This window comes from Micromonospora sp. WMMA1949, assembly GCF_027460145.1.
GTDB lineage: Bacteria > Actinomycetota > Actinomycetes > Mycobacteriales > Micromonosporaceae > Micromonospora.
Genome location: NZ_JAPZBG010000001.1, coordinates 2,275,996 through 2,302,794 on the forward strand (window position 1 = coordinate 2,275,996; position 26,799 = coordinate 2,302,794).

General features: G+C 71.8%; 23 protein-coding genes. 6 read left to right on the forward strand and 17 right to left on the reverse strand.

Features of this window, described 5'->3' with window-relative positions; genetic code table 11:
- Nucleotides 1-77: 77 nt before the first annotated feature.
- The 4 genes from eccE to rarD all read left to right on the forward strand — a co-directional run bounded on the left by eccE (nucleotide 78) and on the right by rarD (nucleotide 3,850).
- A complete protein-coding gene (eccE, locus tag O7607_RS10615; RefSeq protein ID WP_269702809.1) occupies nucleotides 78-1,880 on the forward strand; it encodes a type VII secretion protein EccE in 1,803 nt (600 codons plus the stop codon).
- A gap of 68 nt (nucleotides 1,881-1,948) precedes the next feature.
- Nucleotides 1,949-2,335 (forward strand): phage holin family protein, encoded by a 387-nt coding sequence (locus tag O7607_RS10620; RefSeq protein ID WP_013283623.1) that lies wholly within the window; start codon nucleotides 1,949-1,951, stop codon nucleotides 2,333-2,335.
- A 97-nt stretch (nucleotides 2,336-2,432) separates the two neighbouring features.
- Nucleotides 2,433-2,921 (forward strand): GNAT family N-acetyltransferase, encoded by a 489-nt coding sequence (locus O7607_RS10625; RefSeq protein ID WP_269702811.1) that lies wholly within the window; start codon nucleotides 2,433-2,435, stop codon nucleotides 2,919-2,921.
- Nucleotides 2,918-3,850: an EamA family transporter RarD gene (rarD, locus tag O7607_RS10630; RefSeq protein WP_269702813.1), complete on the forward strand. Its 933-nt coding sequence runs from the start codon at nucleotides 2,918-2,920 to the stop codon at nucleotides 3,848-3,850. The genes O7607_RS10625 and rarD overlap by 4 nt, the downstream gene beginning before the upstream one ends.
- 99 nt (nucleotides 3,851-3,949) lie before the next feature.
- Here the strand turns inward: rarD and O7607_RS10635 are convergent, their stop codons facing one another.
- The gene (locus O7607_RS10635) at nucleotides 3,950-4,639 is read right to left on the reverse strand and encodes an anti-sigma factor family protein (protein ID WP_269702815.1); all 690 of its coding nucleotides are present in this window, start codon (nucleotides 4,637-4,639) and stop codon (nucleotides 3,950-3,952) included.
- A complete protein-coding gene (locus O7607_RS10640) occupies nucleotides 4,636-5,205 on the reverse strand; it encodes a sigma-70 family RNA polymerase sigma factor (protein WP_013283619.1) in 570 nt (189 codons plus the stop codon). Before O7607_RS10640 ends, O7607_RS10635 begins: the two co-directional genes overlap by 4 nt.
- Nucleotides 5,206-5,376: 171 nt before the next feature.
- On the opposite strand from O7607_RS10640, the gene O7607_RS10645 reads away from it, so the two are divergent.
- On the forward strand, nucleotides 5,377-7,494 hold the full coding sequence (locus O7607_RS10645; protein WP_269702817.1) for a PhoX family protein: 2,118 nt from the start codon (nucleotides 5,377-5,379) through the stop codon (nucleotides 7,492-7,494).
- 118 nt (nucleotides 7,495-7,612) lie between these two features.
- Here the strand turns inward: O7607_RS10645 and O7607_RS10650 are convergent, their stop codons facing one another.
- On the reverse strand, nucleotides 7,613-8,395 hold the full coding sequence (locus O7607_RS10650; RefSeq protein ID WP_269702819.1) for an IclR family transcriptional regulator: 783 nt from the start codon (nucleotides 8,393-8,395) through the stop codon (nucleotides 7,613-7,615).
- Nucleotides 8,396-8,548: 153 nt separating this feature from the next.
- On the opposite strand from O7607_RS10650, the gene O7607_RS10655 reads away from it, so the two are divergent.
- Nucleotides 8,549-9,757, forward strand: coding sequence for an MFS transporter (locus tag O7607_RS10655; RefSeq protein ID WP_269702821.1), 1,209 nt, complete (start codon nucleotides 8,549-8,551; stop codon nucleotides 9,755-9,757).
- A 94-nt stretch (nucleotides 9,758-9,851) separates the two neighbouring features.
- On the opposite strand, the gene O7607_RS10660 is transcribed toward O7607_RS10655, so the two are convergent.
- From O7607_RS10660 to O7607_RS10725, 14 genes are all read right to left on the reverse strand, one after another.
- Nucleotides 9,852-10,892, reverse strand: a complete 1,041-nt coding sequence (locus tag O7607_RS10660) for a polyprenyl synthetase family protein (RefSeq protein WP_269702823.1) — start codon at nucleotides 10,890-10,892, stop codon at nucleotides 9,852-9,854.
- Nucleotides 10,893-10,979: 87 nt separating this feature from the next.
- Nucleotides 10,980-12,533, reverse strand: coding sequence for an NADH-quinone oxidoreductase subunit NuoN (gene nuoN / locus O7607_RS10665; RefSeq protein WP_269702825.1), 1,554 nt, complete (start codon nucleotides 12,531-12,533; stop codon nucleotides 10,980-10,982).
- A complete protein-coding gene (locus tag O7607_RS10670) occupies nucleotides 12,530-14,062 on the reverse strand; it encodes an NADH-quinone oxidoreductase subunit M (RefSeq protein ID WP_120572072.1) in 1,533 nt (510 codons plus the stop codon). Before O7607_RS10670 ends, nuoN begins: the two co-directional genes overlap by 4 nt.
- A 64-nt stretch (nucleotides 14,063-14,126) precedes the next feature.
- Nucleotides 14,127-16,088, reverse strand: coding sequence for an NADH-quinone oxidoreductase subunit L (nuoL, locus tag O7607_RS10675; RefSeq protein WP_433494769.1), 1,962 nt, complete (start codon nucleotides 16,086-16,088; stop codon nucleotides 14,127-14,129).
- 7 nt (nucleotides 16,089-16,095) lie between these two features.
- On the reverse strand, nucleotides 16,096-16,395 hold the full coding sequence (gene nuoK / locus O7607_RS10680) for an NADH-quinone oxidoreductase subunit NuoK (protein WP_013283611.1): 300 nt from the start codon (nucleotides 16,393-16,395) through the stop codon (nucleotides 16,096-16,098).
- Entirely contained in the window at nucleotides 16,392-17,162 is a 771-nt protein-coding gene (locus O7607_RS10685) for an NADH-quinone oxidoreductase subunit J (RefSeq protein ID WP_269702828.1), read from the reverse strand. Before O7607_RS10685 ends, nuoK begins: the two co-directional genes overlap by 4 nt.
- Nucleotides 17,159-17,806, reverse strand: a complete 648-nt coding sequence (gene nuoI, locus O7607_RS10690; protein ID WP_013283609.1) for an NADH-quinone oxidoreductase subunit NuoI — start codon at nucleotides 17,804-17,806, stop codon at nucleotides 17,159-17,161. The genes O7607_RS10685 and nuoI overlap by 4 nt, the downstream gene beginning before the upstream one ends.
- 1 nt (nucleotide 17,807) lies before the next feature.
- Nucleotides 17,808-19,163 carry an NADH-quinone oxidoreductase subunit NuoH gene (gene nuoH / locus O7607_RS10695; protein ID WP_269702830.1) on the reverse strand — a complete coding sequence of 452 codons (1,356 nt, stop codon included), beginning with the start codon at nucleotides 19,161-19,163 and terminating at the stop codon, nucleotides 17,808-17,810.
- On the reverse strand, nucleotides 19,160-21,601 hold the full coding sequence (locus tag O7607_RS10700) for an NADH-quinone oxidoreductase subunit G (protein WP_269702832.1): 2,442 nt from the start codon (nucleotides 21,599-21,601) through the stop codon (nucleotides 19,160-19,162). Before O7607_RS10700 ends, nuoH begins: the two co-directional genes overlap by 4 nt.
- Entirely contained in the window at nucleotides 21,601-22,917 is a 1,317-nt protein-coding gene (nuoF, locus tag O7607_RS10705) for an NADH-quinone oxidoreductase subunit NuoF (protein ID WP_269702834.1), read from the reverse strand. The genes O7607_RS10700 and nuoF overlap by 1 nt, the downstream gene beginning before the upstream one ends.
- Nucleotides 22,914-24,008, reverse strand: coding sequence for an NADH-quinone oxidoreductase subunit NuoE (gene nuoE / locus O7607_RS10710; protein WP_269702836.1), 1,095 nt, complete (start codon nucleotides 24,006-24,008; stop codon nucleotides 22,914-22,916). Before nuoE ends, nuoF begins: the two co-directional genes overlap by 4 nt.
- On the reverse strand, nucleotides 24,005-25,330 hold the full coding sequence (locus tag O7607_RS10715; RefSeq protein WP_269702838.1) for an NADH-quinone oxidoreductase subunit D: 1,326 nt from the start codon (nucleotides 25,328-25,330) through the stop codon (nucleotides 24,005-24,007). Before O7607_RS10715 ends, nuoE begins: the two co-directional genes overlap by 4 nt.
- 55 nt (nucleotides 25,331-25,385) lie before the next feature.
- Nucleotides 25,386-26,120 (reverse strand): NADH-quinone oxidoreductase subunit C, encoded by a 735-nt coding sequence (locus O7607_RS10720; RefSeq protein ID WP_269702840.1) that lies wholly within the window; start codon nucleotides 26,118-26,120, stop codon nucleotides 25,386-25,388.
- Entirely contained in the window at nucleotides 26,117-26,797 is a 681-nt protein-coding gene (locus tag O7607_RS10725; protein ID WP_013283602.1) for a NuoB/complex I 20 kDa subunit family protein, read from the reverse strand. The genes O7607_RS10720 and O7607_RS10725 overlap by 4 nt, the downstream gene beginning before the upstream one ends.
- Nucleotides 26,798-26,799 lie beyond the last annotated feature (2 nt).

Below are 26,799 nucleotides of genomic sequence, written 5' to 3' on the forward strand. Positions count from 1 at the left end.
TCGGGCTCCCCTGTGGACAACTCGCCCACTACGATGAGCCACGACCACGTCACGCGGAGGCCCGGCGAGGAGGTGCGGTGACCGCGAGCACGTCCGAGCGGCCCGCGTCCGTTCCGGTCCGCACACCACAGTGGACGACCCGCCCGGCCGCGCGGCTGCGCGCCGGCCAGATCGTGGCGACCCAGGTCGCGGTCGCTGTGCTGATCGCGGCCGCCGGGCGGGGTGTCGTACCGACAGCCGTCGCGCTGCTGTCGGCGGCCCTGCTGCTGCCGGCCGCGTGGGTCCGGGTGCGCGGCCGGTGGCTGCACGAGTGGCTCGTCGTCGCCGCGGCGTACCTGACCAGGCGGCGTGCCCTGCCGGCGGCGGCCGATCCGGCGGCGCTGCTGGAGCTGCTCCGGCCGGGCGCGGTGGTCGGCGCGACGGAGGCGTCCGGCGGTGCCGCAGTGCTGCACGACGCCGCCGGCCTGACCGCGCTGCTGGAACTGGGTGACCCGGACGACCTGCTCGGCGACCACGCGCCCGAGCTGCCCGCGCCGTTCGACCTGCTTCCTCCGGCCGCCCCGGACGCCCCCGCGATCCGGTTGCAGCTGGTGTTCTCGTCGTCGCCCGCACCCGCGCCGTCGGTCGCGGGCGGCCCGGCCGGTACGTCGTACCGCCAGCTCACCGACGGCCGGGTCGCCGGGCGGACCCGCGTGGTGCTGGCCGTCCAGGTGCTGCGCGCCGACGGCTGGCCGGACGAGGACCTGTTGCGGGCCCTGTCCGGCACTCTGCGGCGGCTCGTCCGCCGGCTCGACCCGCTCACCGCCCGGCCGCTGGGCGGCGACGCGGCACCGCGGGTGATCGCCGAGCTGGCCCATCACGAGCCGGGTGCCCCGGTGCGGGAGACCTGGCCGTTGCTCACAGTGGGTGGACTGGCGCAGGCCACCTGGCGACTGCGCCGGTGGCCCGATCCGCGCGGCGAGGCCGCCCGAGGGCTGCTGGGGCGGCTGCTCGCCCTCCCGGCCACCGCCACCACCGTCGCGCTGACTGTCGGTCCGCGCATCGGCCCGGCACCGGTTCCGGCCGAGCTGGCGGTACGGGTCGCGGCGGGCAGCGCGGCCGAGCTGTCGACCGCGGAACGCACGCTGCGCCGGATCGCCGGTGACGTCGGCGGCGAGCTGCGCCGGCTCGACGGTGAGCACCTGGCCGGATTGGCCGCCACGCTGCCGCTGGCGTGGACCGGCGGCGCCGCGCCCCCCGTCGGGTCGCCCCCGCCCGTGCTGGATCTGCCCTCGGCCGCCGCCGGCCTGATGGTGGGCGCGAACCGGCACGGCGCGGCGCTCACCGTCCGGCTGTTCCGGCCGGCCACGACCCGGGTGCTGCTGGTCGGCGGCGTGCCCGCGGCGCAACTGCTCGTGCTGCGGGCGCTGGCGCTCGGCGCGCGCGTGGTGGTGCAGACCGGCCGTCCCCGGTTCTGGGAGCCGTTCGTGCGGGGTGTCGGGACGGTCGGCGGCGGCGTACCGCTGATCCCGCCGGGCCGTCCGATCGGTGGCGCGCCCGGCTCGCCGCTGTGCCCGCTGCTGGTGGTGGTGGACGCCGGCCCGGTGCCGCCGGAGGCCGGACCGGCCGCCGCCTGGCAGTCGGTGCTGGTCGTACGCGACGAGCTGACCCCGGCCGACACGCAGGCGCTGGCCCGCGCCGACCTGGCGATCCTCCAGCCGCTCGACCCGGACGAGGCCGCGCTGGCGGGCGCGGCGCTGGGCCTGGGCGGCTCCGCGGAGTGGCTGACCCGGATCCGCGACGACATGGTGGCGGTGGTCAACCGGCGGGCCCTGCGCTGGGCGCTGCTCTCGCCCACACCTGTCGAGTCGCAACTGGTCGGTCGCCCGGCCCGCCACTGACGAGCCGCACCGCCGCGTACCAGGTCGAGCCTTCCGCTGGTGGTACGGCCCGTGGCACGATCCCGGCCATGGATTTCCTGAAGGGTCTTCTGATTCGCGTGGGCTCGACGGCGGTGGCGTTCTGGCTCGCCACCCTGCTCATCCCCGGCATCTCGCTCGACTCCGACTCGGCCACCGAGACGGTGATCACGCTGGTGCTCGTCGCGGTCATCTTCGGCGTGGTGAACGCGGTGCTCCAGCCGATCATCAAGACCGTGGGGTGCGGCTTCTACCTGCTCACCCTCGGCCTGATCGCGCTCGTGGTGAACGGCCTGCTGTTCCTGCTCACCAGCTGGATCGCCGGTGAGGCCGGACTGCCGTTCCACGTGGACGGGTTCTGGCCGGAGGCGGTGCTGGGCGCGCTGTTCGTCGGCATCGTCACCTGGATCCTCGGCGCCGTCCTCGACCGCGACTGACGCCACGGTCCCGGCCGGGCGCGACGGCGACCGGCCGGGGCCACCAGGAGGGAATTGGCTGGCGGGAGGGCCGGGCGGCGGTACTAGCCTCGGCCTGGTGTTCATCCTGACCCGCGCGGACGGCTACGAGATCAGCACCGACCCGGACCGGATCGACCTGGACCGGGTCCACGCCTGGCTCTCCACCGACGCGTACTGGGCGCTGGGGCGGGAGCGGGAGACGGTGGCGCGCGCGTTCGCCGGCTCGGTCGGCTTCGGCGTCTACCGGCCGGATGACGGGCGGCAGGTGGCTGTCGCCCGGGTGGTCACCGACGGGGCCACGTTCGCCTGGCTCTGCGACGTGTACGTGGACCCGGCCGAGCGGGGTCGCGGGCTGGGCACCTGGCTGGCCGGGGCGGTTCGCGACCACCTCGCCGAGCTGGGCGTACGCCGGATTCTGCTCGCCACGCTCGACGCGCACGGGGTCTACGCGAAGATCGGCTTCCGCCCGGTCGCGGCGGATCGGTGGATGGAGCTGGACCAGCGGGTGACGCCGGTCACCGATAAGGATCAGGACAGCGATCCACCACTTACGGTGGATCGGTGAACCAGCTCCGGCTCGGCTACCTGTACGGCGTCGGCGCGTACCTGATCTGGGGTTTCTTCCCGATCTATTTGAAGCTGCTGCGCCCGGCCGGGCCGGTGGAGATCCTCGCGCACCGGATCCTCTGGTCGGTGGCGTTCGTGGCGTTGCTGCTGGCCGCCACGCGGCACGCCGGCTTCCTGCGCAAGCTGGCCCGGCGGCCCCGGGCGCTCGCCGGCATCGGGCTCGCCGCCGCGCTGATCGCCGTCAACTGGGGTACGTACATCTACGGCGTCAACTCCGACCGGGTGGTCGAGACGGCACTCGGCTACTTCATCAACCCGCTGGTGTCGGTGCTGTTCGGCGTGCTGGTGCTGCGGGAACGGCTGCGCCGGGCCCAGTGGGCGGCGCTCGGCGTCGGCGCGCTCGCGGTCGCCGTACTCACCGTCGACTACGGCCGCCTGCCCTGGCTGGCGCTCACGCTGGCGTTCAGCTTCGCCGGGTACGGGCTGGTCAAGAAGCAGCTCGCACTGCCCGCCACGGAGGGGCTGTTCGTCGAGTCGGCGGTGCTGGCGCTGCCCGCGCTGGCGTACCTGGGGTGGCTGTCGACGCGCGGCGACTCGACGTTCGGGCACGTCTCGGCCGGGCACACCGCGCTGCTGGTGCTGGCGGGTGCCGCCACCGCGATCCCGCTGCTGCTGTTCGCCGGTGCGGCTAACCGGCTGCCGCTGTCCACTGTCGGCATGTTGCAGTACCTCGCGCCGATCCTCCAGCTCGGCTGCGGCGTGCTGATCTTCCACGAGCCGATGCCACCGGCCCGGCTGGCCGGCTTCGCCCTGGTCTGGCTCGCGCTGGTGGTCTTCACCGCCGATGCCCTGCGCCACTCCCACCGCACCCGCGTAGCCGCCCGCACCTCAGCCACCCCGACCCCCGCCCCCACCGCGTCGCGCTGATCTTGCACTTCGCGCCCTGGCGAAACGGGTGATAACACCCGCGCCGAGGGCCGAAAGTGCAAGATCAACGGGGAAAGGAGGGGCGGGCGGCGGGCAGGGTCAGCGGAGGTCGTAGGCCAGGACGGGGGAGTTTGTTCCTCGGAGCAGCTCCAGGCGGACCAGTTCACCCTTGGTGAAGCGGGTGACGCCGGAGAAGCGCAGGTCGTCGCCGGGGGCGGCGAGCCAGGAGCCGATCTGCTCCGTCGCGCCGTCCGGGCCGTGCGCCACCAGCCGGAACGTGTACGCCTCCCGATGCCCGGCCCGCCTGTCGTACCCGCAGTGCATGGTGACCTCGGTGCCCCACGGCGTCTCGGTCAGCCCCACCTCGGCGTGCACCGGCACCGTGCCGGCCACCGGCCGCATGGAGGCCAGCGCCACCGGCGGCTTGGACGGTTCGGCGGGCGGCTGCACGAGCCCCACGCCGACACCGGCGATCACCGCGAGCGCGGCGGCGGCGAGCGCGGTCAGCGCGTACCGTCGGCGGGAGCGGGACCGGTCGCGGCGCTTGCGCTCGCGCGCGGCGTCGAGCAGCGCGGGCACCCGCGACGTCTCCGGCCCGACCTCCAGGAACTGCTCCAGCCCGGCCGGGTCGAGCCGGCCCAGGAGGCCGGGCAGCACGGCGATCTCGGCCACCGCCTCCCGGCACTGCGCGCACCCGGCCAGGTGCCGCTCGTAGGCGACGCGCTCCGCCGGAGCGAGGGCGCCGAGCACGTAAGCCCCGTCGTCGTGCGCGAACTCGCAGCGTGTCACCCGGTCACCCCCATCTCGGCCAGCGCCAACCGTAGTGAGCGCAGCGCGTAGTGGGTACGCGACTTCACCGTTCCCGGTGGTACGCCCAGCCGCGCCGCCGCCTCCGCCACCGAACGCCCCTGGTAGAAGCACTCGACGAGCACTTCCCGATGGGTCGGGCTGAGCCGGTTCAGCGCCTCGGCGACGGTCCACGCCTCCACCGCGCGCTCGGTCTCGTCGACCGTCTCGGCGGTCTCCGGCAGTTCGTCGGTGTACACCTCGCCGACCCGGGCCGAGCGCCGCCGCCAGGCGTCGATGGCGAGGTTCCGTGCGGTGGTGAACAGCCAGGCGCGTACCGAGCCGCGTCGCGGGTCCAGCGACTCGGGGTGCCGCCAGGCGCGCAGCAGCGTCTCCTGCACCAGGTCCTCGGCCCGGGGCCGATCGCCGTTGACGAGCCGCAGGGCGTGCGCGTACAGCGCGTCGGCATGCTCGTCGTGCAGCGCGCGCAGCAGCTGGGCGTCGTGGTCACTGATGGCGGTACCTCGCTTCCGGCGGCGGGGAAACCGGCGATGCGTTCGCCCTTCCATACGTGCCGTGACGCCGAACGGTTCATCCGCAGGTCAGCGCGGAGCTGTTCACGTCCGGTTCAGATCCGGGCCGATCGCCGCTTACCGTGCCCTGGCAGCGTCCGGCGGGTGAGCGCGCGGGCCTCCTCGTCCGTGCGCATTCCCCCACGTCCGATCAGGAGGCTCCACCCCATGAGCGACCGGCCTCGCCTGCTTCCGCTGCTGGGCGGCACCCGCCACGGCAGCCGCGACGCGATGACCTGTCTGTACCGGTGCGGCAACGCGTGTGACCACCCGGTGCCGAACCCGACCGACAACCCGTACTTCGGGGACGTGGTCGGCACCGAGATCTCTCGGCGCGGCGTGGTCCGGGCCGGCGCGGTCGGCGCGCTGGTGCTCGGCTTCGGCGGCGCCGCCGCGGGCGCGCTCGCCGGTGCGGCGCCGGCCGCCGCGGCGCCCGCCGCACCGCCCGCGCCCGGCGGCGGCCCGGTGCCTCCCGCCGATCCGGGCAACGGCAAGCTGACGTTCAAGCCGATCCCGCCGAACAAGCTCGACACCCTCGTCGTCCCGAACGGGTACGACCACTCCGTGGTGATCCGCTGGGGTGACGAGGTCGTGCCCGGTGCGCCCACCTTCAGCCTGGGCCGGCAGACCGCCGCCGCCCAGTCCCAGCAGTTCGGCTACAACAACGACTTCGTCGGGGTGCTGCCGATCGACCGTCGGCGCGCGCTGCTCGTGGTGAACCACGAGTACACGAACGAGGATCTGATGTTCCCCGGCTTCACCAGCCAGGACGCGCTGACCGTCGAGCAGGTGCGGGTGGCGATGGCCGCGCACGGCATGTCCGTGGTGGAGCTGGAGCGGGTGGAGAACACCGGGCAGTGGCGGCCGGTACGGCGTGGCCGGCGCGAGTACAACCGGCGGGTCACGGCGCTGGCCACGAAGTTCGAGCTGACCGGCCCGGCGGCCGGCTCGGCCTGGCTGCGTACCGCCGCCGACCCGAAGGGCCGGACGGTGATCGGCACGCTGAACAACTGCGCCGGTGGCGTGACCCCGTGGGGCACCGTGCTCTCCGGCGAGGAGAACTTCAACCAGTACTTCGTCGGCGGCGACGGCGTGCCGGAGGAGCAGAAGCCGAAGCTGACCCGGTACGGCATCCCGACCGACGTGCGCTACCCGAGCGGCAGCCGCAAGTGGGAGCGGGCGGACGAGCGTTTCGACCTGGCCCGGCACCCCAACGAGGCGAACCGGTTCGGCTGGATCGTCGAGATCGACCCGTTCGACCCGCAGGCCAAGCCGCGCAAGCACACCGCGCTGGGCCGGTTCAAGCACGAGGGCGCGAACGTGATCGTGGCGCGCAACGGCCGCGTGGTCGCGTACATGGGCGACGACGAGCGTTTCGACTACCTCTACAAGTTCGTCTCGGACAAGAAGTTCATGCCGGGGAAGTCCTCGGTGGCCCGGCGGCACAACCTGACGCTGCTGGAGTCGGGCACGCTCTACGTCGCGAAGATCGAGGGCGACAGCCCGGCCGCCGAGATCGACGGTTCCGGCACGCTTCCGGCCGACGGCGGGTTCGGCGGCCGGGGCCGCTGGATCAAGCTGGTCAGCGGCAACCGCTCGTACGTCGACGGCATGACCGCCGCCGACGTGCTCACCTTCACCCGGCTCGCCGGTGACAAGGTCGGTGCGACCAAGATGGACCGTCCCGAGGACGTCGAGCCGAGCCTGCTCACCGGCAAGGTCTACGTGGCGCTGACGAACAACAGCGACCGCGGCAAGGCCGGCAAGGCGCCCGCCGACGAGGCGAACCCGCGCAACAGCAACCGGCACGGGCAGATCCTGGAGCTGGTCGAGGACCGCGGCGACAACACCGCGGAGACCTTCGCCTGGTCGCTGCCGATCGTCTGCGGCGACCCGGCTGACGCCTCGACCTACTTCGCCGGGTACGACAAGACCAAGGTCTCGCCGATCTCCTGCCCGGACAACGTCGCCTTCGACGCCACCGGCAACCTGTGGATCTCGACCGACGGCAACGCGCTGGGCAGCAACGACGGCCTGTTCGCCACTGCCGTCGAGGGTCCGGAGCGGGGCCACCTGAAGCAGTTCCTCACCGTGCCGCTCGGCGCGGAGACCTGCGGCCCGTTCATCACCGGCGACAACCGCTCGGTGTTCGTCGCGGTGCAGCACCCGGGCGAGGTCACCGGCGCGTCGGTGGAGAACCCCGCCTCCACCTGGCCGGACGGCGACTTCGCCAAGCCCGGCGTGGTGGTCACCTGGCGCCTCGACGGCGGCCCGGTCGGCAGCTGACCCACCCCGGGGGCGGTCCGGCGCTGGACCGCCCCGCGAGGGGCCGCCGACCCACCAGGTCGGCGACCCCTCGTCGGTTGTGGGAGACGATCCGCAGGCGATCGGCCCGCGCGGCGAGTCAGTTCTCGGAGGCGATCCCGTCGGCGATGGCCCGCGCGGCGGTGAGCAGTTTCGCGCGGACCACCCGGGCCGAGGTCATCATCTCGCCGGCCGGCAGCGCGCACGCCAGCACCACCCGGCGCTCCATGTCCTTGTCCGGGGCGACGAGCACCGCCGCGCACGCCACGCCCTGCCGGAACTGCCCGAGTTCCAGCTGCATCCCGCGCCGGTCACCGGCGGCGAGGTCCGCCTCGAACGCCTCGACGGTGGTGAGGGTGGCGGTGGTGAACGGGCGCATGCCGTACTCGCGCAGGTAGCGGAAGCGCTGTTCGGTGGTGAGCGTGGCGAGCAGGCTCTTGCCCAGCGCGGTGGCGTGCGCGCCCTCGTCGAAGCCCGGCACCAGGTCTTCCAGGTAGGGCGAGCGCGGCCCTTCGGCGGACGCGGTCACCGCCACCTGTCCGCCGACGAAACGGCCGAGGTAGTGGCTCCAGCCGGTGTCCGACGCCGCGCGGCGCAGCGCCTCGCCCACCGCCGGCGGCCCCCGGAACGCGGTGACCAGCTCGCGGTAGCGGTCGGCCACCTCCAGCCCCACGATGTACGTCCCGTCCTCGCGCCGTATCACGTAGCCCTCGTACGCGAGCGTGCGCACGAGGTGGTACGTGGTGGCCACTGTCAACTCGCAGCGCCGGGCGATCTGCTTCACGGTGAGCCCTCTCGGCGCACGGCCGACCGACTCGAGCACTCGAAGCGCGCGGGACACGCTTCGGATCAGGTCCGAAGGTTCCGCCAGGGGGTCGCGCACAACCACCTCCGCCGCCGGGGACTTACACCATATGAAAAACCGGCCGAGTGCGAAATGCCTGTTCGGATGGAGGATGCCAGAAGACCGGACACACACAGTGTGCCGACGGACACGATGAGCAGCCAAAACGTTCCGGCGTTAGGTGTGCTCGCGATGACCGAAACTGTTTCGCGAACCGACGCGCCGACGGCCCGACACGCCGTCTCCGTGGGCGCCGGCGCCACCCTCACCACGATCGTGTGCGTCCTGCCCGTCTTCCTGGTCGGCGGTCTCGCCGTGCAACTCGCGGACGAACTCAGCTTCAGCCCGGCCGGGCTGGGCCTGGCCGTCTCGATCTACTTCGGCGTGAGCGCGCTCGCCTCGGTGCCCTCCGGCGCCCTGGTCGAGCGCTTCGGCCCGGCACCGGTCGCCCGGGCCGCCATCCTGCTCTCCGCCGCCTCGTTGCTCGCCGTGGCCGGGCTCGCCCGGTCGTACCCGGCCCTGGTGGCGCTGCTGGCCCTCAGCGCCGCCGCCAACGCCCTCGGGCAGCTCGCCAGCAACGCCGCGCTCGCCGAGCACGTACCCGCCCACCGGCAGGGCCTCTCGTTCGGCGTGAAGCAGGCCGCCGTACCGGCCGCCACGCTGCTGGCCGGTCTGGCCGTACCCACGGTCGCGCTCACCGCCGGCTGGCGCTGGGCCTTCGTGGCGGCCGCCGCAGCCGCGCTGGCCGCGCTGCCAGCCGTACCCAGGGCCGGACGGGACCGGCGGGCCCGGACCGCCTCCGGCCGCCGCAACGGCGGCACCGGCCCGCTCGTGGTGATCGGGCTGGCCGCGACGCTCGCCGCCGCGGCGGCAAACGCCCTCGGTACGTTCCTGGTCGACTCGTCGGCGGCGCGAGGGCTCTCCCCCGGCCTGGCCGGCCTGACGCTGACGCTGGGCAGCGTGGTGTGCGTGCTCGCCCGGGTGGGCCTCGGCTGGCTGGCCGACCGGCGCACCGGCGGGCACGTCGGGCTGATCGCCGGGATGCTGCTGACCGGCTCGGTGGGCCTGATCCTGCTCGCGGTGACCGGCTCGGTGCCGCTGATCGCGGGCGTGGTGCTCGGCTTCGGTCTCGGCTGGGCCTGGCCGGGGCTGATGAACTTCGCCGTGGTCCGGCTCCACCCGCAGGCCCCGGCCGCCGCCACCTCGATCACCCAGACCGGCGTGTACGCGGGCGGCTGCCTGGGACCGCTCGGCCTGGGCGCGCTGGCCGGCGCGTCCGGTTACCCGGCGATGTGGCTGACGGCTGCCGCAGCGATGCTCCTGGCCGCCCTCCTGATGCTGCTGGGCGCCCGCCTCCTCCGCCCCACCCCGCCCGGCCCGGCCCAGCTGCGTCGATCATGAAGTTGGCGGCGCGACACGCCGTCCCGGAGCCCGTCAACTTCATGATCGACGGAGCGCCAGGGCGGCAGGTGGGGTGCGGGGAGGGGTGGGCCGGTCAGCTGGTGCGGTCGGCGATGTAGTCGCAGAGCGACTCCAGCGCGCGACGCGCCGGGCCCTCGGGAAGCGGGGCCAGCCGGGCCCGGGCGTCCTCGGCGTAGCTGCGCACCGTCTCCCGGGCTCGCTTGAGCGCCGGGGACTCCCGCAGCAGGCCGAGCGCCTCGGCGTGCAGCGCGTCGTCCACCAGCGGGCCGGTGGCCAGGATCTCGCGCAGCCGTACGCTCGCCGCGTCCGCGTCGTCCGAGGCCATCGCGTAGAGCACCGGCAGGGTCGGCACACCCTCGCGCAGGTCGGTGCCGGGCGTCTTGCCGGACTGTTCCGACTCGCTGGCGATGTCCAGCAGGTCGTCGGAGAGCTGGAACGCGACACCGATGATCTCGCCGTACTCGGCCAGGGCCTCGACGTGCGCGGGCGCCGCGCCGCTGAACATGCCGCCGAAGCGGGCCGAGGTCGCGATGAGCGAGCCGGTCTTCTCGGCGACGACGTGCAGGTAGTGCGCGACCGGGTCGGTGTCACGCGGGCCGACCGTCTCGGCGATCTGGCCGTGCACCAGCCGGGCGAACGTGCGCGCCTGCAGGCGTACGGCCTCGGGGCCCAGGTCGGCGGCGATGTCGGCGGCGCGGGCGAAGAGGTAGTCGCCGACCAGGATGGCGACGGAGTTGGTCCAGCGGGAGTTGGCGCTCGGCGCGCCACGCCGCACGGCGGCCTCGTCCATCACGTCGTCGTGGTACAGCGTCGCCAGGTGGGTGAGTTCCATCACCACGGCGGCGGGGACGACCTGGTCGGCGTCCGGGTCACCGAACTGGGCGCCCAGCGCCACCAGCAGCGGACGGAACCGCTTACCGCCGGCCTCGACCAGGTGCCGGGACGCCTCGGTCACCAGCGGGTCGGCGCTGGCCACGCTCGCCCGCAGGCTCACCTCGACCCGGTCGAGCACGCCCAGCACGGAGGCTTCGACGCGCGGATCGGCGAGGTGCAGGCCGAGCGCGCCGAACTGACCTGAACGCTCGCCAGCCGGGTTCGCCACGTCCTCAACCATGCCACACCCGTTCGACCTGCTCGTCGAGGGGGATACGCCGGGGGCCGGCACGCCACGGCGTACCGGCCCCCGGTGGGATCACCTCTGTCATCTGACGAATTCGGCGGCACCGGTCGTCAGGTCGAGCAGCGGACCGGGCACCACGCCGAGAACCAGCGTGGCGAGCACGCCGATGACCAGCGCGGCCGAGGTGAGCGCCCCCGGCACGGTCACCGTCGGGGTGGACTCGCCCGGCTCGGAGAGCCACATCATCACCACGACCCGCAGGTACGGGAAGGCCAGCACCATGCTGGTCAGCACGCCCGCGATCACCAGCCACGCCTGGTTCGCCTCCAGGGCCGGGCCGAAGACCGCGAACTTGCTGGTGAAGCCGCTGGTGAGCGGGATGCCGGCGAAGGCCAGCAGGATGAACGTGAAGATCGCCGCGAAGAACGGCGAGCGGCGGCCCAGCCCGGCCCAGCGGGACAGGTGGGTGGCCTCCCCGTCGGCGTCGCGCACCAGCGTCACCACGGCGAACGCGGCGAGCACCGAGAAGCCGTACGCGGCCAGGTAGAACATGGTGCCGGAGAGCCCTTCACGGCTCGGGGACAGCACACCGACGAGCAGGTAACCGGCGTTCGCGATCGACGAGTACGCCAGCAGGCGCTTGATGTCGGTCTGGGTGACCGCCAGCACCGCGCCGACCAGCATGGTCAGCACCGCGATCGCGCCGAGCACCGGGGTGAAGTCCCAGGAGGCCCCGGCGAACGCGACGTGGAAGACGCGCAGCAGCGCGCCGAACGCGGCGACCTTGGTGCAGGCCGCCATGAAGCCGGTCACCGGGGTCGGCGCGCCCTGGTAGACGTCCGGCGTCCAGACGTGGAACGGCGCGGCGGCGGCCTTGAACAGCAGGCCGATGGCGAGCAGCGCCATGCCGGCGAACAGCAGCACCGGGCTGGCCGGCGACTCGGTGACCGCGGCGTGCACGGTGGCGAAGTCGACGCCGGCCGTGCGACCCGGGATCCCGGAGGTGAAGCCGTAGATCAGGGCGACACCGAACAGGAAGAACGCCGAGGCGTACGCGCCGAGCATGAAGTACTTCAGCGCCGCCTCCTGGCTCAGCAGACGCCGGCGGCGGGCCAGCGCGCAGAGCAGGTAGAGCGGCAGCGAGAAGACCTCCAGCGCGACGAACATGGTCAGCAGGTCGTTCGCCGCCACGAAGATCAGCATGCCGCCGATCGCGAACGACATCAGCGGGTAGACCTCGGTGGCGCCACCGACGCCCTCGGCCTGCCGGCGGTCCTCCGCCGACTCGGCGGTGACCGCGGCGTGCGCCACGAACGCGCCGCCCCGCTCCACGGTGCGCTCGCCGACGAGCAGCAGCGCCATCACCGCGAGCACCAGGATGGCGCCCTGCAGGAACAGGGTGGGCCCGTCGATCGCGATGGCGCCGCCGATGGTGATCAGCCGGTCGTCGGAGTTCAGGATCACCATGACGATCGCGGCGAGCATCGCCACCAGGGCGAGCCCGAGTTGCACCGCGTTACGCAGGCGGCGCGGCACGAACGCCTCGACCAGGACCCCGAGGAGCGCCGCGCCCAGCATGATCAGGATCGGAGCGAGCGCCGCGTAGTCGATCGACGGCAGCTTGAGCTCGGTCATTTTGCGGCCTCCTGGACGCTGCCGACCTCAGGGGCGGGGTCGGACTTGCCGACGTCCTGCATGGTCGCCTGGACGGCGGGGTTGATGACGTCGGTGACCGGCTTCGGATAGAAGCCGAGCAGCACGATCAGCGCGATCAGCGGCGCGACGACCACCTTCTCGCGCAGGGTGAGGTCGCGGCGCATGCCCTCGACCTCGGTCAGCGCCGGGTTCAGCGTGCCCTGCGTGGTGCGCTGCACCATCCACAGCACGTACGCCGCCGCCAGGATGATGCCCAGCGTGGCGATCACCGCGACCGGCTTGTTGACGGTGAACGTGCCGATCAGCACCAGGAACTCGGAGACGAACGGCGCGGTACCGGGTAGCGCCAGCGAGGCGAGACCGGCGAAGAAGAGCACACCGGCGAGCACCGGCACGAGCTTGCCCGCGCCGCCGAAGTCGCTGATCAGCGCCGAGCCGCGCCGGGCGATCAGCATGCCGACCACCAGGAACAGCAGGCCGGTGGCCAGGCCGTGGTTGAGCATGTAGAGCACCGCGCCGGTGCCGGCCTGGGTGGTGAACGCGAAGATGCCGACGCCGATGAACCCGAAGTGCGCGATCGAGGTGTACGACACCAGGCGCTTCAGGTCGTTCTGGCCGACCGCCAGCAGCGCGGCGTAGATGATGCCGATGACGCCGAGCGCCAGCGCCCACGGCGCGAACCAGCGCGACGCCTCCGGGAACAGCGGGAGGCAGTAGCGCAGGATGCCGAACGTGCCGACCTTGTCCAGCACGCCGACCAGCAGCGCGGCGGCACCGGCCGGGGCCGCGCCACCGGCGTCCGGCAGCCAGGTGTGGAACGGGAAGAACGGCGCCTTGATCGCGAAGGCGACGAAGAAGCCGAGGAACAGCCAGCGGGCCGTGTCGGTGGCGAACTCCGCCTGGCTCAGCGCCTGCCAGTCGAAGGTCTTCCCGCCGACCACCCAGAGGCCGATCACCGCGGCCAGCATGAACAGACCGCCGACCAGCGAGTAGAGGAAGAACTTCACCGCCGCGTACTGCCGCTGGTGGCCGCCGTAGCTGCCGATCAGGAAGTACATCGGCACCAGCATGACCTCGAAGAACACGTAGAACAGGAAGACGTCGGCGGCGGCGAAGACGCCGATCATCGTGCACTCGAGGACGAGCAGCAGCGCGAAGTACGCGGGCACCGAGCGCTTCGACGCCTCCGCGTCGTGCCAGGACGCCAGGATCACCAGCGGCACCAGGATCGCGATCAGCATCAGCATGACCAGCGCGATGCCGTCCACCTCGAAGGTGAAGCTCACGCCCCAGTTCGGGATCCACGGGTACGACTCGCGGAACTGGAACCGGTCACCACCGGCGGAGAAGGCGAACCACATCACCACCGAGAGCACCAGCACCAGCAGCGACCAGCCGAACGCCACCAGCTTGGCCAGGTCCGGACGGCTGCGGGGCAGCAGTGCCACCACCAGGGCGCCGACCAGCGGCGCCACGGTCAGCACCGAGAGGAACGGGAAGTTGGACATTATTCGGCCTTACCTCCGTCGTGACTGCGTGGCCCGCCGGCGGGGGCGGCCGCGTTGAGGTCGATCACGCCAACCACCCCGCCTGCACCGCGAGGAACGCCGCCACCACGAGCAGCGCGCCGGTCAGGATCGAGGTCGCGTACGACCGCACGAAGCCGGTCTGGAGCCGCCGGAGCCGGCCCGAGCCCCCGCCCACGGCGGCGGCCAGGCCGTTGACCAGCCCGTCCACGCCCCGGTTGTCGAGGAACACCAGCGCCCGGGTGAGGAAGATGCCCGGCTTCTCGAAGACCGCCTCGTTGAAGGCGTCCGTGTAGAGGTTCCGGCGGGCGGCGGTGACCACCACGCCGGCCGGCTGCGGCTCGGTGGCCGTACCGGAGCGGAACAGGAACCAGGCCAGCCCGGCGCCCAGCACGGTGACCAGCAGCGACAGCGCGGTGAGCAGCCAGTGCGCCAGCACCGGCGCGTGCTCCCCGCTCTCGCCGCCGAGCCCGTTGGTGGCGGTGAGCCAGTCCGGCACGGAGGTGGCGAGCAGGAAGCCCGCGCCCACCGAGCCGATCGCCAGCAGGATCAGCGGGATGGTCATCAGCTTCGGCGACTCGTGCGGGTGCTCGATGTCCTCGGTCCAGCGCTTCGGCCCGTGGAAGGTGAGCACGAACAGCCGCGTCATGTAGAACGCGGTGAGCCCGGCGCCGAGCAGCGCGGCCATGCCGAACAGCCAGGCCGTCCAGCCCTCCCGCTCGAACGCGGCCACGATGATCGGCTCCTTGGAGAAGTAGCCGGAGAACGGGAACATGCCGATGATGGCGAGCCAGCCCATCATGAACGTCAGCCAGGTGACCTTCATGTACTTGGACAGCCCGCCGAAGCGGCGGATGTCCACCTGGTCGTTCATGCCGTGCATGACCGAGCCGGCGCCGAGGAACATGTTGGCCTTGAAGAAGCCGTGCGCGAGCAGGTGCACGATGGCCAGCGCGTACGCGGCGCCGCCGAGACCGACGCCGAGGAACATGTAGCCGATCTGGCTCACCGTCGACCAGGCCAGCACGCGCTTGATGTCGTCCTTGGCCGCGCCGATGATGCAGCCCATCAGCAGCGTGAGCGCGCCGACGCTGACCACCACGAGCTGGAGCGTCTCGTTGGCCGAGAAGATCGCGTTGGAGCGGGCGATCAGGTAGACGCCGGCGGTGACCATGGTGGCCGCGTGGATGAGCGCGGACACCGGGGTCGGGCCCTCCATCGCGTCCGGCAACCACGCCTGCAGCGGGAACTGGCCGGACTTGCCGGCCGCGCCGAGCAGGAGCAGCAGCCCGAGCACCAGCACGGTGGTCGAGGTCATCGAGCCGACCCCGTTGAACACCTCGTCGTACTGGGTGGTGCCGAGCATCGCGAACATGATGAAGATGCCGATGGCCAGGCCGGCGTCGCCGACCCGGTTCATCAGGAACGCCTTCTTGCCGGCGGTGGCCGCGCTGGGCCGGCCGTACCAGAAGGAGATCAGCAGGTACGACGCCAGACCGACGCCCTCCCAGCCGAAGTAGAGCATCACGTAGTTGTTGCCGAGCACCAGCAGCAGCATGGCGGCGACGAACAGGTTGAAGTACGCGAAGAACAGCCGCCGGCCCGCGTCGTGCGCCATGTACTCCACGGCGTAGAGGTGGATCAGGAAGCCCACCCCGGTGATCAGCAAGACGAAGACCGCGGCCAGCGGGTCGAAGAGCAGACCGAAGTCCACCCGCAGGTTGCCGACCGCCATGAAGTCCCAGAGGCTCAGCTCGACCTGCTTGTTCTCCAGGCCGCGGAGCTGGAAGAAGTAGGTGAGCCCGAGCACGAAGGCGGCGCCGATGGCGCCCACACCCAGCCAGTGGCCCCAGCGGTCGGCCCGCTTGCCGAGCAGCAGCAGGATCGCCGCGCTGACCAGCGGGATCGCCACCAGCAGCCAGACACTGCCCAGCATCCCGTCCGCCGTGGCGAAGGTGACGGCTTCGGCTGGCTCAGACTGGGCGATCGTCAGAATCTGTTCCACCACGAGCCCCTCAGTACTTCAGCAGGTTGGCGTCGTCGACGCTGGCCGAGCGCCGGGTCCGGAAGATCGCCATGATGATCGCGAGCCCGACCACGACCTCGGCCGCCGCCACCACCATCACGAAGAACGCCATGATCTGGCCGTTCAGGTCGCCGTTGATCCGGCTGAACGTGACCAGGGTCAGGTTGGCCGCGTTGAGCATCAGCTCGATGCACATGAACAGCACGATCGCGTTGCGCCGGACCAGCACGCCCACGGCGCCGATGGTGAACAGCACCGCCGCGAGGATGAGGTAGTAGTCCGGGGTCATTTGTCAGTCCCCTTCGGTGCGGTCTCCTCGGCCGTCAGCTCGCGCACCGGCATGATCTCCGGGATGCTGCGGTCGGTCAGCCGGCCGTCGGGCAGACGGGCCGGGGTGGCCACCGAGGAGGACGTGGCGTAGACACCCGGGCCGGGCTTCGGTCCGGGGTAGTTGCCGGGACGGAACCGCGCCTTCATGGTGGCGATCTGGTCCATCCGGTCCGCCTTGCGCCGCTCCACGTGCGCCAGCACCATCGCGCCGACGGCGGCGGTGATCAGCAGCGCCGAGGTCAGCTCGAAGGCGAAGACGTACTTGGTGAACAGCAGCCGGGCGATGCCCTGCACGTTGCCCTCACCGTTGGCCTCGTCGAGCCCGACCGCCTGGACGCCGTCGAGCGCCCGGTAGAGGCCGGTGCCCACCAGACCGGCGAAGCCGAGCCCGAGGACCACTGCCGCGACCCGCTGGCCGCGCAGCGTCTCGATGAGCGAGTCGGACGCGTCCCGGCCGACGAGCATCAGCACGAACAGGAACAGCATCATGATCGCGCCGGTGTAGACGATGATCTGCACCATGCCGATGAACGGCCCGGCCTGGAGCACGTAGAACACGCCCAGGCAGAGCATGGTCAGCACCAGCCAGAGCGCGGAGTGGACCGCGTTGCGGGCCCACACCATGCCGATCGCCCCGAGCAGGGCCAGCGGCGCGAGGATCCAGAAGGTGACCTCCTCACCCCCGGACACCTGGCCGGCGGCGGCGAGCACCGTAGCCGAGGTCATGCCTTGCCTCCCTTGCCCGCCGCGGCGGCGGACCGCTGCTCGGCCTGCTCGGCGCCGGGGAAGGTCACACCGGGGTGCTCCTCCACCTGGTACCGGCCGGGGCCCATCGGCGAGCGCTCGGCGCCGGCCGAGGTGCCCGGGTTGGTGAGCGCGCCGACGTAGTAGTCCTTCTCGCTGTCGCCCAGCCGCATCGGGTGCGGCGGCTGCTCCATGCCTTCGAGCAGCGGCGCGAGCAGCTGCTCCTTGGTGAAGATCAGGTCCTGCCGGTTGTCCCGGGCCAGCTCGTACTCGTTGCTCATGGTGAGCGAACGGGTCGGGCAGGCCTCGATGCAGAGCCCGCAGAAGATGCACCGGGCGTAGTTGATCTGGTAGGTGCTGGCGTACCGCTCACCCGGGGAGAAGCGCTGCTCCTCGGTGTTGTCGCCACCCTCCACGTAGATCGCGTCGGCCGGGCAGGCCCAGGCGCACAGCTCGCAGCCGATGCACTTCTCCAGCCCGTCCGGGTGCCGGTTGAGGATGTGCCGCCCGTGGTAGCGCGGCGCCGAGACCGGCGGCTTGAACGGGTAGTCGGTGGTGACGACCTTCTTGAACATGTGCGAGAAGGTGACACCGAAGCCCTTGAACGTTCCGGTGATCGCGCCCACGTCACACCTCCCTGGAGTCCGGGCCGGCGACGACGTTGGCCGGCTCCCGCTCGGCGAGCACGCGCTTGGTACGCGGGCTCGGCGGAACCTGAAGATCCATCGGCGGCAGCGGGAAGCTGCCGTACGGCCGGGTGTCCGCCTGCTCCTGGAGCGACGGCTTCAGCTCCTTCTTCCGCGACGGCCAGAAGAGCGTGATCAGCAGCAGCACGCCCGCGCCGACGGCGGTGACGAGCAGCCGGTCCCGGGCCTGCCAGTCCTCGATCGAGCGCAGCCCGGCGAGCACCATGATCCAGACCAGGTTCAGCGGCAGCAGCACCTTCCAGCCGAAGCGCATGAACTGGTCGTACCGGAGCCGGGGCAGCGTGCCGCGCAGCCAGACGAAGACGAACACCAGCAGGATGACCTTGCCGAAGAACCACAGCATCGGCCACCAGCCCTCGTTGGCGCCCGACCAGATGGTGATCGGCCACGGCGCGTGCCAGCCGCCGAGGAACAGCGTCACGGTGAACGCCGACATGGTCACCATCGCGACGTACTCGCTGAGCATGAACAGCGCGAACTTCAGCGAGCTGTACTCGGTCTGGAAGCCGGCCACCAGCTCCGACTCCGCCTCGGGCAGGTCGAACGGCGCCCGGTTCGTCTCACCGACGATGGCGATGAAGAACATGATGAAGCTGGGCAGCAGCAGGATCGCGTACCAGCCGGGCGCGGCGAGGTCGAAGCCGCCGATGCTCAGCCGGGTGCCGTCGCCCTGCGCGGCGACGATCCCGCTCGTCGACATGGTGCCGGCGGTCATGAAGACCGCGACCACGCTCAGGCCCATGGTGACCTCGTACGAGACCAGCTGGGCCGCCGAGCGCAGGCCGCCGAGCAGCGGGTAGGTCGAGCCGCTGGCCCAGCCGCCGAGCACGATGCCGTACACGGCGAGCGAGGAGAAGGCCAGCACCACCAGCACCGCCACCGACACGTCGGTGACCTGCAGCGGCGTCCGGTGCCCGAAGATGCTCACCATCGGCCCGAACGGGATCACCGACAGCGCGGTGACCGCGCAGACCACCGAGATCACCGGGGCGAAGAAGTAGACGACCTTGTCGGCCTTGCGCGGGAGGATGTCCTCCTTGAAGGCCAGCTTCACGCCGTCCGCGAGCGTCTGGAGCAGACCGAACGGGCCGGCCTGGTTGGGGCCGGGCCGGACCGCCATGCGGCCGACGACCCGGCGCTCGAACCAGACGCCGAGCAGCGTGGCCGCCACGGCGACGACGAACGCGAACAGGATCTTGCCGAGGACCAGCCACCACGGGTCCTTGCCGAAGTCGGCAAGCGTCGGGTCCTGCGCCGCGAGGATGACGGGGTTCACTGCACCCACCTTTCGTTCCCGACTGCGGAGACGCTCACCACGTCGCCGGACGTCGCGCCGAGGCCACGCCGCACGGTGGAACCGGGTGAGTTGGTCGGCAGCCAGACGACGCCGTCGGGCATCTCGGTGATCGCCGCCGGCAGCGTGATCGCGCCGCGGTCGGTGCCCACCGTGACCGGGTCACCGTCGGCGACGCCCAGCGCCTCGGCGGTGCCCTTGCCGAGCCGGACCACCGGCGGGCGGGCGGTGCCGGCGAGGTGCTCGTCGCCGTCGGTGAGGCTGCCCAGGTCGATCAGCTGGTGCCAGGTGGCGAGCACTGCCTCGCCCGGTCCGGGCTGCCGCACGGCGGCCGCCTCGACCGAGGGCGCCGACGGGCGCTCGACCCGGGTGCGCGGCAGCGCGCCCAGCTCGCGCCGGATGCTCGGCACGTCGCCCGTGCCCAGCCGCACGTCGAGCTGCGCGGCGAGCGCGTCGAGGATGCGGGCGTCGGTCATCGCGCCGGTGTCCAGCACCTTCTCGAACGTGCGCAGCCGGCCCTCCCAGTCCAGGAAGCTGCCGGCCTTCTCGACCACCGGCGCGACCGGCAGAACCACGTCGGCGCGGCGGGACACCGCGCTCATCCGCAGTTCCAGGCTGACCAGGAACGGCACCGCGTCCAGGGCCGTCTCGGCCAGACGCGGGTCGGCCAGGTCGGCCGGGTCGACGCCGGCCACCACCAGGGCGCCCAGCTGACCGTTCGCGGCGGCGCTGAGGATGCCGTCGGTGTCGCGGCCGGCCTGGCTGGGGATCACCCCGGCCGGGATGTCCCACGCCTCGCCCAGCTCGGCGCGCGCGGCCGGCTCGGTGACCACACGGCCGCCGGGGAGCAGGTTCGGCAGACAGCCCGCGTCGACAGCGCCGCGGTCACCCGCGCGCCGCGGCACCCAGACCAGCCGGGCACCGGTACGCCGGGCGACGTCCGCCGCCGCCGACAGCCCGCCCGGCACCTCGGCCAGGCGCTCGCCGACGATCAGGATCGCGCCGGGCTGCCCCAGCGCCTCGGCCACCGTGGCGTGCTCGGCCAGCACGCCGGCCTCCTCGCCGGGCACCACCCGGGCGAGCTTCGCCCCGAGCTTCTCCAGGCCGCGGGTCGCGAACGGCGCGAGCGCGTACACGGTGAGCTTCTTCTTCAGGTACGCCTTGCGCAGCCGCAGGAAGAGGATCGGGCACTCCTCCTCCGGCTCCAGGCCGACCAGCACCACGGCGGGCGCGTTCTCCACGTCCGTGTAGGTCACGTCGGTGACCCCGGCGACGCTGCTGGCCAGGAAGTCGGCCTCCTCGCGGGAGACCGGGCGGGCCCGGAAGTCGATGTCGTTCGTGTGCAGCGCGATGCGGGCGAACTTCGCGTACGCGTAGGCGTCCTCGACGGTGAGCCGGCCGCCGGTCAGCACCGCCGTGCCGGTCGCGCCGTCGCGGGCCGCACGCAGCCCCTCGGCGGCCCGGGTCAGCGCCTCGCTCCAGGACGCCTCGCGCAGCTCACCGGTCTTCTCGTCGCGCACCATCGGGGTGCTGATCCGGTCGAACGCGCGGGTGTACTGGAAGCCCCAGCGGCCCTTGTCGCAGTTCCACTCCTCGTTCACCGCCGGGTCGTCGCCGGCCAGCCGGCGCAGCACCTTGCCGCGCCGCCAGTCGGTGCGCTGGGCGCAGCCGGCCGAGCAGTGCTCGCAGACGCTGGGCGTGGAGACCAGGTCGAACGGGCGGGCCCGGAACCGGTACTGCGCGCCGGTGAGCGCGCCCACCGGGCAGATCTGCACGGTGTTGCCGGAGAAGTACGAGTTGAACGGGACGTCACCGGCGTCGCCGTCCTCGCCGTACTCCTCGTCCCGGTAGATGTTGATCTCCTCGTGCGAGGAGCGTCCCATCAGGTCGATGAACTTGTCCCCGGCGATCTCCTCGGAGAACCGGGTGCACCGCTGGCAGAGCACGCAGCGCTCGCGGTCGAGCAGCACCTGGGTGCTGATCGGCAGCGGCTTCGGGTACTCCCGCTTGTGCTCGTGGAACCGCGAGTCCGTCCGGCCGGTGGACATCGCCTGGTTCTGCAGCGGGCACTCGCCGCCCTTGTCGCACATCGGGCAGTCCAGGGGGTGGTTGAGGAGCAGCAGCTCCATCACCCCCTCCTGGGCCTTCTTGGCGACCGGGGAGGTGAGCTGCGTCCGCACCACCATGCCGTCGGCGACGGTCTGGGTGCAGGAGGCGACCGGCTTGCGCTGGCCCTCCACCTCCACCAGGCACTGCCGGCAGGCGCCGGCCGGGGCCAGCAGCGGGTGGTCGCAGAAGCGGGGGATCTCGGTGCCCAGCTGCTCGGCGACCCGGATCAGCAGCGCCCCCTTGGGGGCGGTGACCTCGACGCCGTCGATGGTCAGCGTGACGGTCTCGGTCTGCTTGGCTACGTCGGTCATCAGTGCGCCCCTACCAGGGTCTTCTCCGACAGCTTCGGAGCGGTACGTCCCTCGATGTAGTCGAGGTAGTCCTGCTTGAAGTACTTCAGCGACGAGGTGACCGAGCTGGTCGCGCCGTCACCCAGACCGCAGAACGAGCGGCCGAGGATGTTGTCGCAGGTGTCGAGCAGGGTGTCCAGGTCCTCGTGGGTGCCCTGGCCGGACAGGATGCGCCGGTAGACCCGGACCATCCAGTAGTTGCCCTCCCGGCACGGGGTGCACTTGCCGCACGACTCGTGGTGGTAGAACTCCAGCCACCGGTAGGTCGCGTACACCGGGCAGTCCTGGTCGGAGAAGATCTGCGTAGCGGTGGTGCCCAGGATCGAGCCGGCCCCCGCCACCCCCTCGAAGTCCAGCGGCACGTCCAGGTGCTCGGCGGTCAGCAGCGGCGTCGACGAGCCACCCGGGGTCCAGAACTTCAGGTTGTGCCCGGGCTTCATCCCGCCGGCCAGCTCGATCAGCTCGCGCAGCGTGATGCCCATCGAGCACTCGTACTGACCCGGGTTGGCGATCCGGCCGGACAGCGAGTAGATCATCGGGCCGGACGACTTCTCCGTGCCCATCGTCTTCCACCAGTCCGCGCCACCGAGCACGATGTACGGCACGCTGGCGATGGTGCCGACGTTGTTCACCACGGTCGGGCTGGCGTACAGGCCGTGGGTCGCCGGGAACGGCGGGCGCAGCCGGGGCTGGCCCCGGAAGCCCTCCAGCGAGTCCAGCAGCGCGGTCTCCTCACCGCAGATGTACGCCCCGGCGCCGGAGTGCACCACCAGGTCCAGGTCGAAGCCCGAACCGAGGACGTTGCGGCCGAGATAACCCTTGGCGTACGCCTCGTCGACAGCGCTGCGCAGCCGGCGGGCGGCGTGCACCGCCTCACCGCGGATGTAGATGTACGCCCGGTTGGCCCGGATCGCGTACGAGGCGATGATGACGCCCTCGACCAGCGAGTGCGGGTCGTAGGTCATCAGCGGCAGGTCCTTGCAGGTGCCCGGCTCGCCCTCGTCGGCGTTCACCACCAGGTAGTGCGGCTTGCCGTCGCCCTGCGGGATGAACCCCCACTTGAGACCGGTCGGGAAGCCCGCGCCGCCCCGGCCGCGCAGTCCGGAGTCCTTGATCAGCTGGATCAGGTCGTCCGGGTGCGCCTTGAGCGCCTTGCGCAGGGCGGCGTAGCCGTCCAGCTTCTCGTAGGTGCCGAGCCGCCACGCGTCCGGCGAGAGCCAGCGCTTGGTGAGCACCGGCGTGAGCTTGGCCAGCGTCTCCGGCCGAGGAGTGGTCACTTCCGGACCCCCGATCCGTTGGCGTCCGCCGGGTCGGCGCCGTCCGCGCCCGTACCGGACTCCGCTTCCTTGAGGTTGCGCTCCTGCGCGCCGGCGTCGTCGCCGGCGGGCTTGCCGTCGCCGGCCGGCGGGTTCGCCGCCGCGCCGGCCGCCTCCGCCGCCCGCGCGTCGCGCGGCGCCGGGGCCGGTCCGTCCACCGGGACCTTGGTGCCGGGGGCGTCCGGCACCGGGGTGCTCGCGTCCGGCTGCCGGGTCTCGGCGGTACGCACCTGCGGCGACTTGGCGTCCGGTGCCTTCACGTCCGGCGCGGTGCTGCCGGAGGCCGCCTTCGGCTCGGCCGGCTCGGGCGCGGGGGCCGGTTTCGCGGCCTCGGCCTTCGCCTTCGCCTCGGCGGCGGCCCGGTCGGCCTCGGCCTTGCTGCGGATCGGGGTCTTCGGGTCGAAGCCCGGCACCGAGACGCCGTGCTGCTCGGCCAGGCGCAGGCCGCGCAGGCTCGGCTCGCCCGGCCCGCCGTCGGCCACCGCGCCGTCGCGCTCGTCGGCGAAACCGGCGAGCTGGACCGCCATCTCCTTGAGCGTGCAGAGCCGCGCCCCACGGGTCGGCATCGGCCGGCCGCCGGCACGCAGCTCCTCGACCACGTCGAGCGCGGCCTGCGGCTCCACGTTGTCGAAGAAGTCGTAGTTGACGGTCATCACCGGGCCGTAGTCGCACGCCGCCAGGCACTCGGCGTGCTCCAGGGTGATCTTCCCGTCGGCGGTGGTCTCCTCGTGCCCGACGCCGAGGTGCTCGGCCAGGGTGTCGTAGACCTTCTGTCCGCCGAGCACGTCGCACATCGTGTTGGTGCAGACGCTCACCAGGTAGTCACCGGTCGGCTTGCGCTTGTACATGGTGTAGAAGGTGGCGACGGCGCCGACCTGGGCCTTGTTGAGCCCGAGCACCTCGGCGCAGAACTCGACACCGGCCGGGGAGACGTAGCCCTCCTCGGACTGCACCAGGTGCAGCAGCGGCAGCAGCGCCGAGCGGGACCGGTCCGCCGGGTACCGGGCGATGATCTCCCGCGCGCGGGCGCGAGTCGTTTCGGAAAAACTCATCGGTCACAACCACCCATCACGGGGTCCAGCGAGGCGCCGCCGGCGATCACGTCGGCGATCAGGCCGCCCTCGGCCATCGCCGGGAGGGCCTGGAGGTTGACGAAGCTCGGCTCCCGGTAGTGCACCCGGTAGGGCCGGGTGCCGCCGTCGGACACCGCGTGTACGCCCAGCTCGCCGCGGGGCGACTCGATGCCGACGTACACCTGGCCCGGCGGAACCCGGAAGCCCTCGGTGACGAGCTTGAAGTGGTGGATCAGCGACTCCATCGACTGACCCATGATCTTCGCGACGTGCTCGAGCGAGTTGCCCATGCCGTCCACGCCGATGGCGAGCTGCGCCGGCCAGGCGATCTTCTTGTCGGAGACCATCACCGGGCCGGGCTTCAGGCGGTCCAGCGCCTGCTCGATCAGCTTCAGCGACTCGCGGATCTCCGCGACCCGGACCAGGTAGCGGCCCCACACGTCACCGTCGGTGTGGGTCGGCACGTCGAACTCGTACGTCTCGTAACCGCAGTACGGCATCGTCTTGCGCAGGTCCCACGCGAGGCCCGCGGACCGCAGCACCGGGCCGGTGACGCCGAGCGCCATGCAGGCGGTCACGTCGAGCACCGCCACGTGCTGCGTACGCTCCAGCCAGATCGGCTGGCCGGACAGCAGGTTCTCGTACTCCTTGAGCCGCTTCGGCATCAGCTGGAGGAAGTCGCGGATCTTGCGGATCGCGTCGTCCGGCACGTCCTGCGCCACGCCGCCCGGCCGCACGTACGCGTGGTTCATCCGCAGGCCGGTGATGGTCTCGAAGATGTCGAGGACGTACTCCCGCTCGCGGAAGCCGTACAGCATCATGTTGATCGCGCCCAGCTCCATGGCGGTGGTCGCCAGCCAGACCAGGTGCGACGAGACGCGGTTGAGCTCCATCATCAGCACGCGGATGGTGGTCGCCCGCTCGGTGATGTCGTCGGTGATGCCGAGCAGCTTCTCCACCGCAAGCGCGTACGCCGTCTCGTTGAACAGCGGCGAGAGGTAGTCCATCCGGGTCACGAACGTCGAACCCTGGACCCAGTTGCGGTACTCCAGGTTCTTCTCGATGCCGGTGTGCAGGTAGCCGACGACCGAGCGGGCCTCGCGGACCGTCTCGCCCTCCAGCTCCAGGACCAGCCGGAGCACGCCGTGGGTGGACGGGTGCTGCGGACCCATGTTGACGACGATCCGCTCGTCGTTGATCGGGTCCGTGCCGGAGACGACCTCGTCCCAGTCCCCGCCGGTGACGGTGAAGACCTTGCCCTCGGTCGTCTCGCGCTCGGTCGCGTAGTTCGACGTGCTCACAGTGCCAACCCTCCGATCGCGGCTGCGGGGCTCCGCTTCGCTGCACTCCTCGCGCTCACTGGTACGACCGCCGCTTGTCCGGCGGGGGAATCTCCGCACCCTTGTACTCGACGGGTACGCCGCCCAGCGGGTAGTCCTTGCGCTGCGGGTGCCCCTCCCAGTCGTCCGGCATGAGGATCCGGGTCAGGGCGGGGTGGCCGTCGAAGATGACGCCGAACATGTCGTACGCCTCCCGCTCCTGCCAGTCGGCGGTCGGGTAGACGGCGGTGACGCTCGGGACGTGCGGCTCCTCGGCGGAGACCGCCACCTCCAGCCGGACCATGCGCCGGTAGGTCATCGAGGTGAGCTGGTAGACCACGTGCAGCCGGCGCTCCGCGCCCAGGTAGTCCACACCGGACACCGACGAGAGCAGCTCGAAGCGCAGCGCGAGGTCGTCGCGCATCACCTGGCAGACCTCGGCGATCCGCTCCGGGCGGACGTGCAGGGTCAGCTCGCCCCGGTCGACCACGACCTTCTCGATCGCGTCGCCGAAGTCCGGGTACGCCTCCTCCAGCGCGTCCCGCACCTCGTCGAAGTAGCTCCCGTACGGCCGGGCCGCCTCCTCGATCGGCTTGCGCTGGCGGACCAGGCCGCCGTAGCCGGAGACGTCACCGGTGCCCTGGTTGCCGAACATGCCCCGACCGGCGGGGCTGGCCGGCGGGTACTCCGCCGGGGCGGTGGAGCTGGCACCGGCCGGGGTGGTGGGTACCGGCACCCCGCCGTCGTTGTTCTTGTCGTTCGGTGCGGTCATTTCGGGCCCCTATGCGACGCCTGAAGGTGGTTCTGCGCCTTCATCCAGTTCTCGATCCGGAGCTGCTCCTCGCGCCCCTCGCGGACCGCCTTCGTCCACTCGGCACGGCGGGCCTTGTCGCTGCGGTACGACGAGGGCATCGAGCCGTACGGCACCACCGGCACGTCACCACGCGCCTGGCGGGCCTCCAGCATCTTGCGGCCGTTCGGGCCCAGCGGCTCGTGCATGATCTTCTCGCGCAGCTTGAGCACCGCGTCGATGAGCATCTCCGGCCGGGGCGGGCAGCCGGGGAGGTACATGTCGACCGGGACGACGTGGTCGACGCCCTGCACGATGGCGTAGTTGTTGAACATGCCGCCGCTGCTGGCGCAGACGCCCATCGAGATGACCCAGCGGGGCTCGGCCATCTGGTCGTAGATCTGGCGCAGGACCGGTGCCATCTTCTGGCTCACCCGGCCGGCCACGATCATCAGGTCCGCCTGGCGGGGCGAGGCGCGGAAGACCTCCATGCCCCAGCGGCCCATGTCGTAGTGCGGGCCGCCCGCCGCCATCATCTCGATGGCGCAGCAGGCCAGACCGAACGTGGCGCCCCAGACCGAGGTCTTCCGCGTCCAGTTGACCAGCTTCTCGACGCTGGTGAGCAGGACGCCGGAGGGGAGCTTCTCCTCGATGCCCATCT

Excerpts from the sequence above, each read along its gene's own strand:
- O7607_RS10620 (WP_013283623.1), top strand. The coding sequence starts at position 1,949 with ATGGATTTCCTGAAGGGTCTTCTGATTCGCGTGGGCTCGACGGCGGTG.
- O7607_RS10640 (WP_013283619.1), bottom strand. The coding sequence starts at position 5,205 with ATGGAAGGGCGAACGCATCGCCGGTTTCCCCGCCGCCGGAAGCGAGGT.
- O7607_RS10645 (WP_269702817.1), top strand. The coding sequence starts at position 5,377 with ATGAGCGACCGGCCTCGCCTGCTTCCGCTGCTGGGCGGCACCCGCCAC.
- O7607_RS10655 (WP_269702821.1), top strand. The coding sequence starts at position 8,549 with ATGACCGAAACTGTTTCGCGAACCGACGCGCCGACGGCCCGACACGCC.
- O7607_RS10660 (WP_269702823.1), bottom strand. The coding sequence starts at position 10,892 with ATGGTTGAGGACGTGGCGAACCCGGCTGGCGAGCGTTCAGGTCAGTTC.
- nuoN (WP_269702825.1), bottom strand. The coding sequence starts at position 12,533 with ATGACCGAGCTCAAGCTGCCGTCGATCGACTACGCGGCGCTCGCTCCG.
- O7607_RS10670 (WP_120572072.1), bottom strand. The coding sequence starts at position 14,062 with ATGTCCAACTTCCCGTTCCTCTCGGTGCTGACCGTGGCGCCGCTGGTC.
- nuoK (WP_013283611.1), bottom strand. The coding sequence starts at position 16,395 with ATGACCCCGGACTACTACCTCATCCTCGCGGCGGTGCTGTTCACCATC.
- O7607_RS10685 (WP_269702828.1), bottom strand. The coding sequence starts at position 17,162 with ATGACCTCGGCTACGGTGCTCGCCGCCGCCGGCCAGGTGTCCGGGGGT.
- O7607_RS10700 (WP_269702832.1), bottom strand. The coding sequence starts at position 21,601 with ATGACCGACGTAGCCAAGCAGACCGAGACCGTCACGCTGACCATCGAC.
- nuoE (WP_269702836.1), bottom strand. The coding sequence starts at position 24,008 with ATGAGTTTTTCCGAAACGACTCGCGCCCGCGCGCGGGAGATCATCGCC.
- O7607_RS10720 (WP_269702840.1), bottom strand. The coding sequence starts at position 26,120 with ATGACCGCACCGAACGACAAGAACAACGACGGCGGGGTGCCGGTACCC.
- O7607_RS10725 (WP_013283602.1), bottom strand. The coding sequence starts at position 26,797 with ATGGGCATCGAGGAGAAGCTCCCCTCCGGCGTCCTGCTCACCAGCGTC.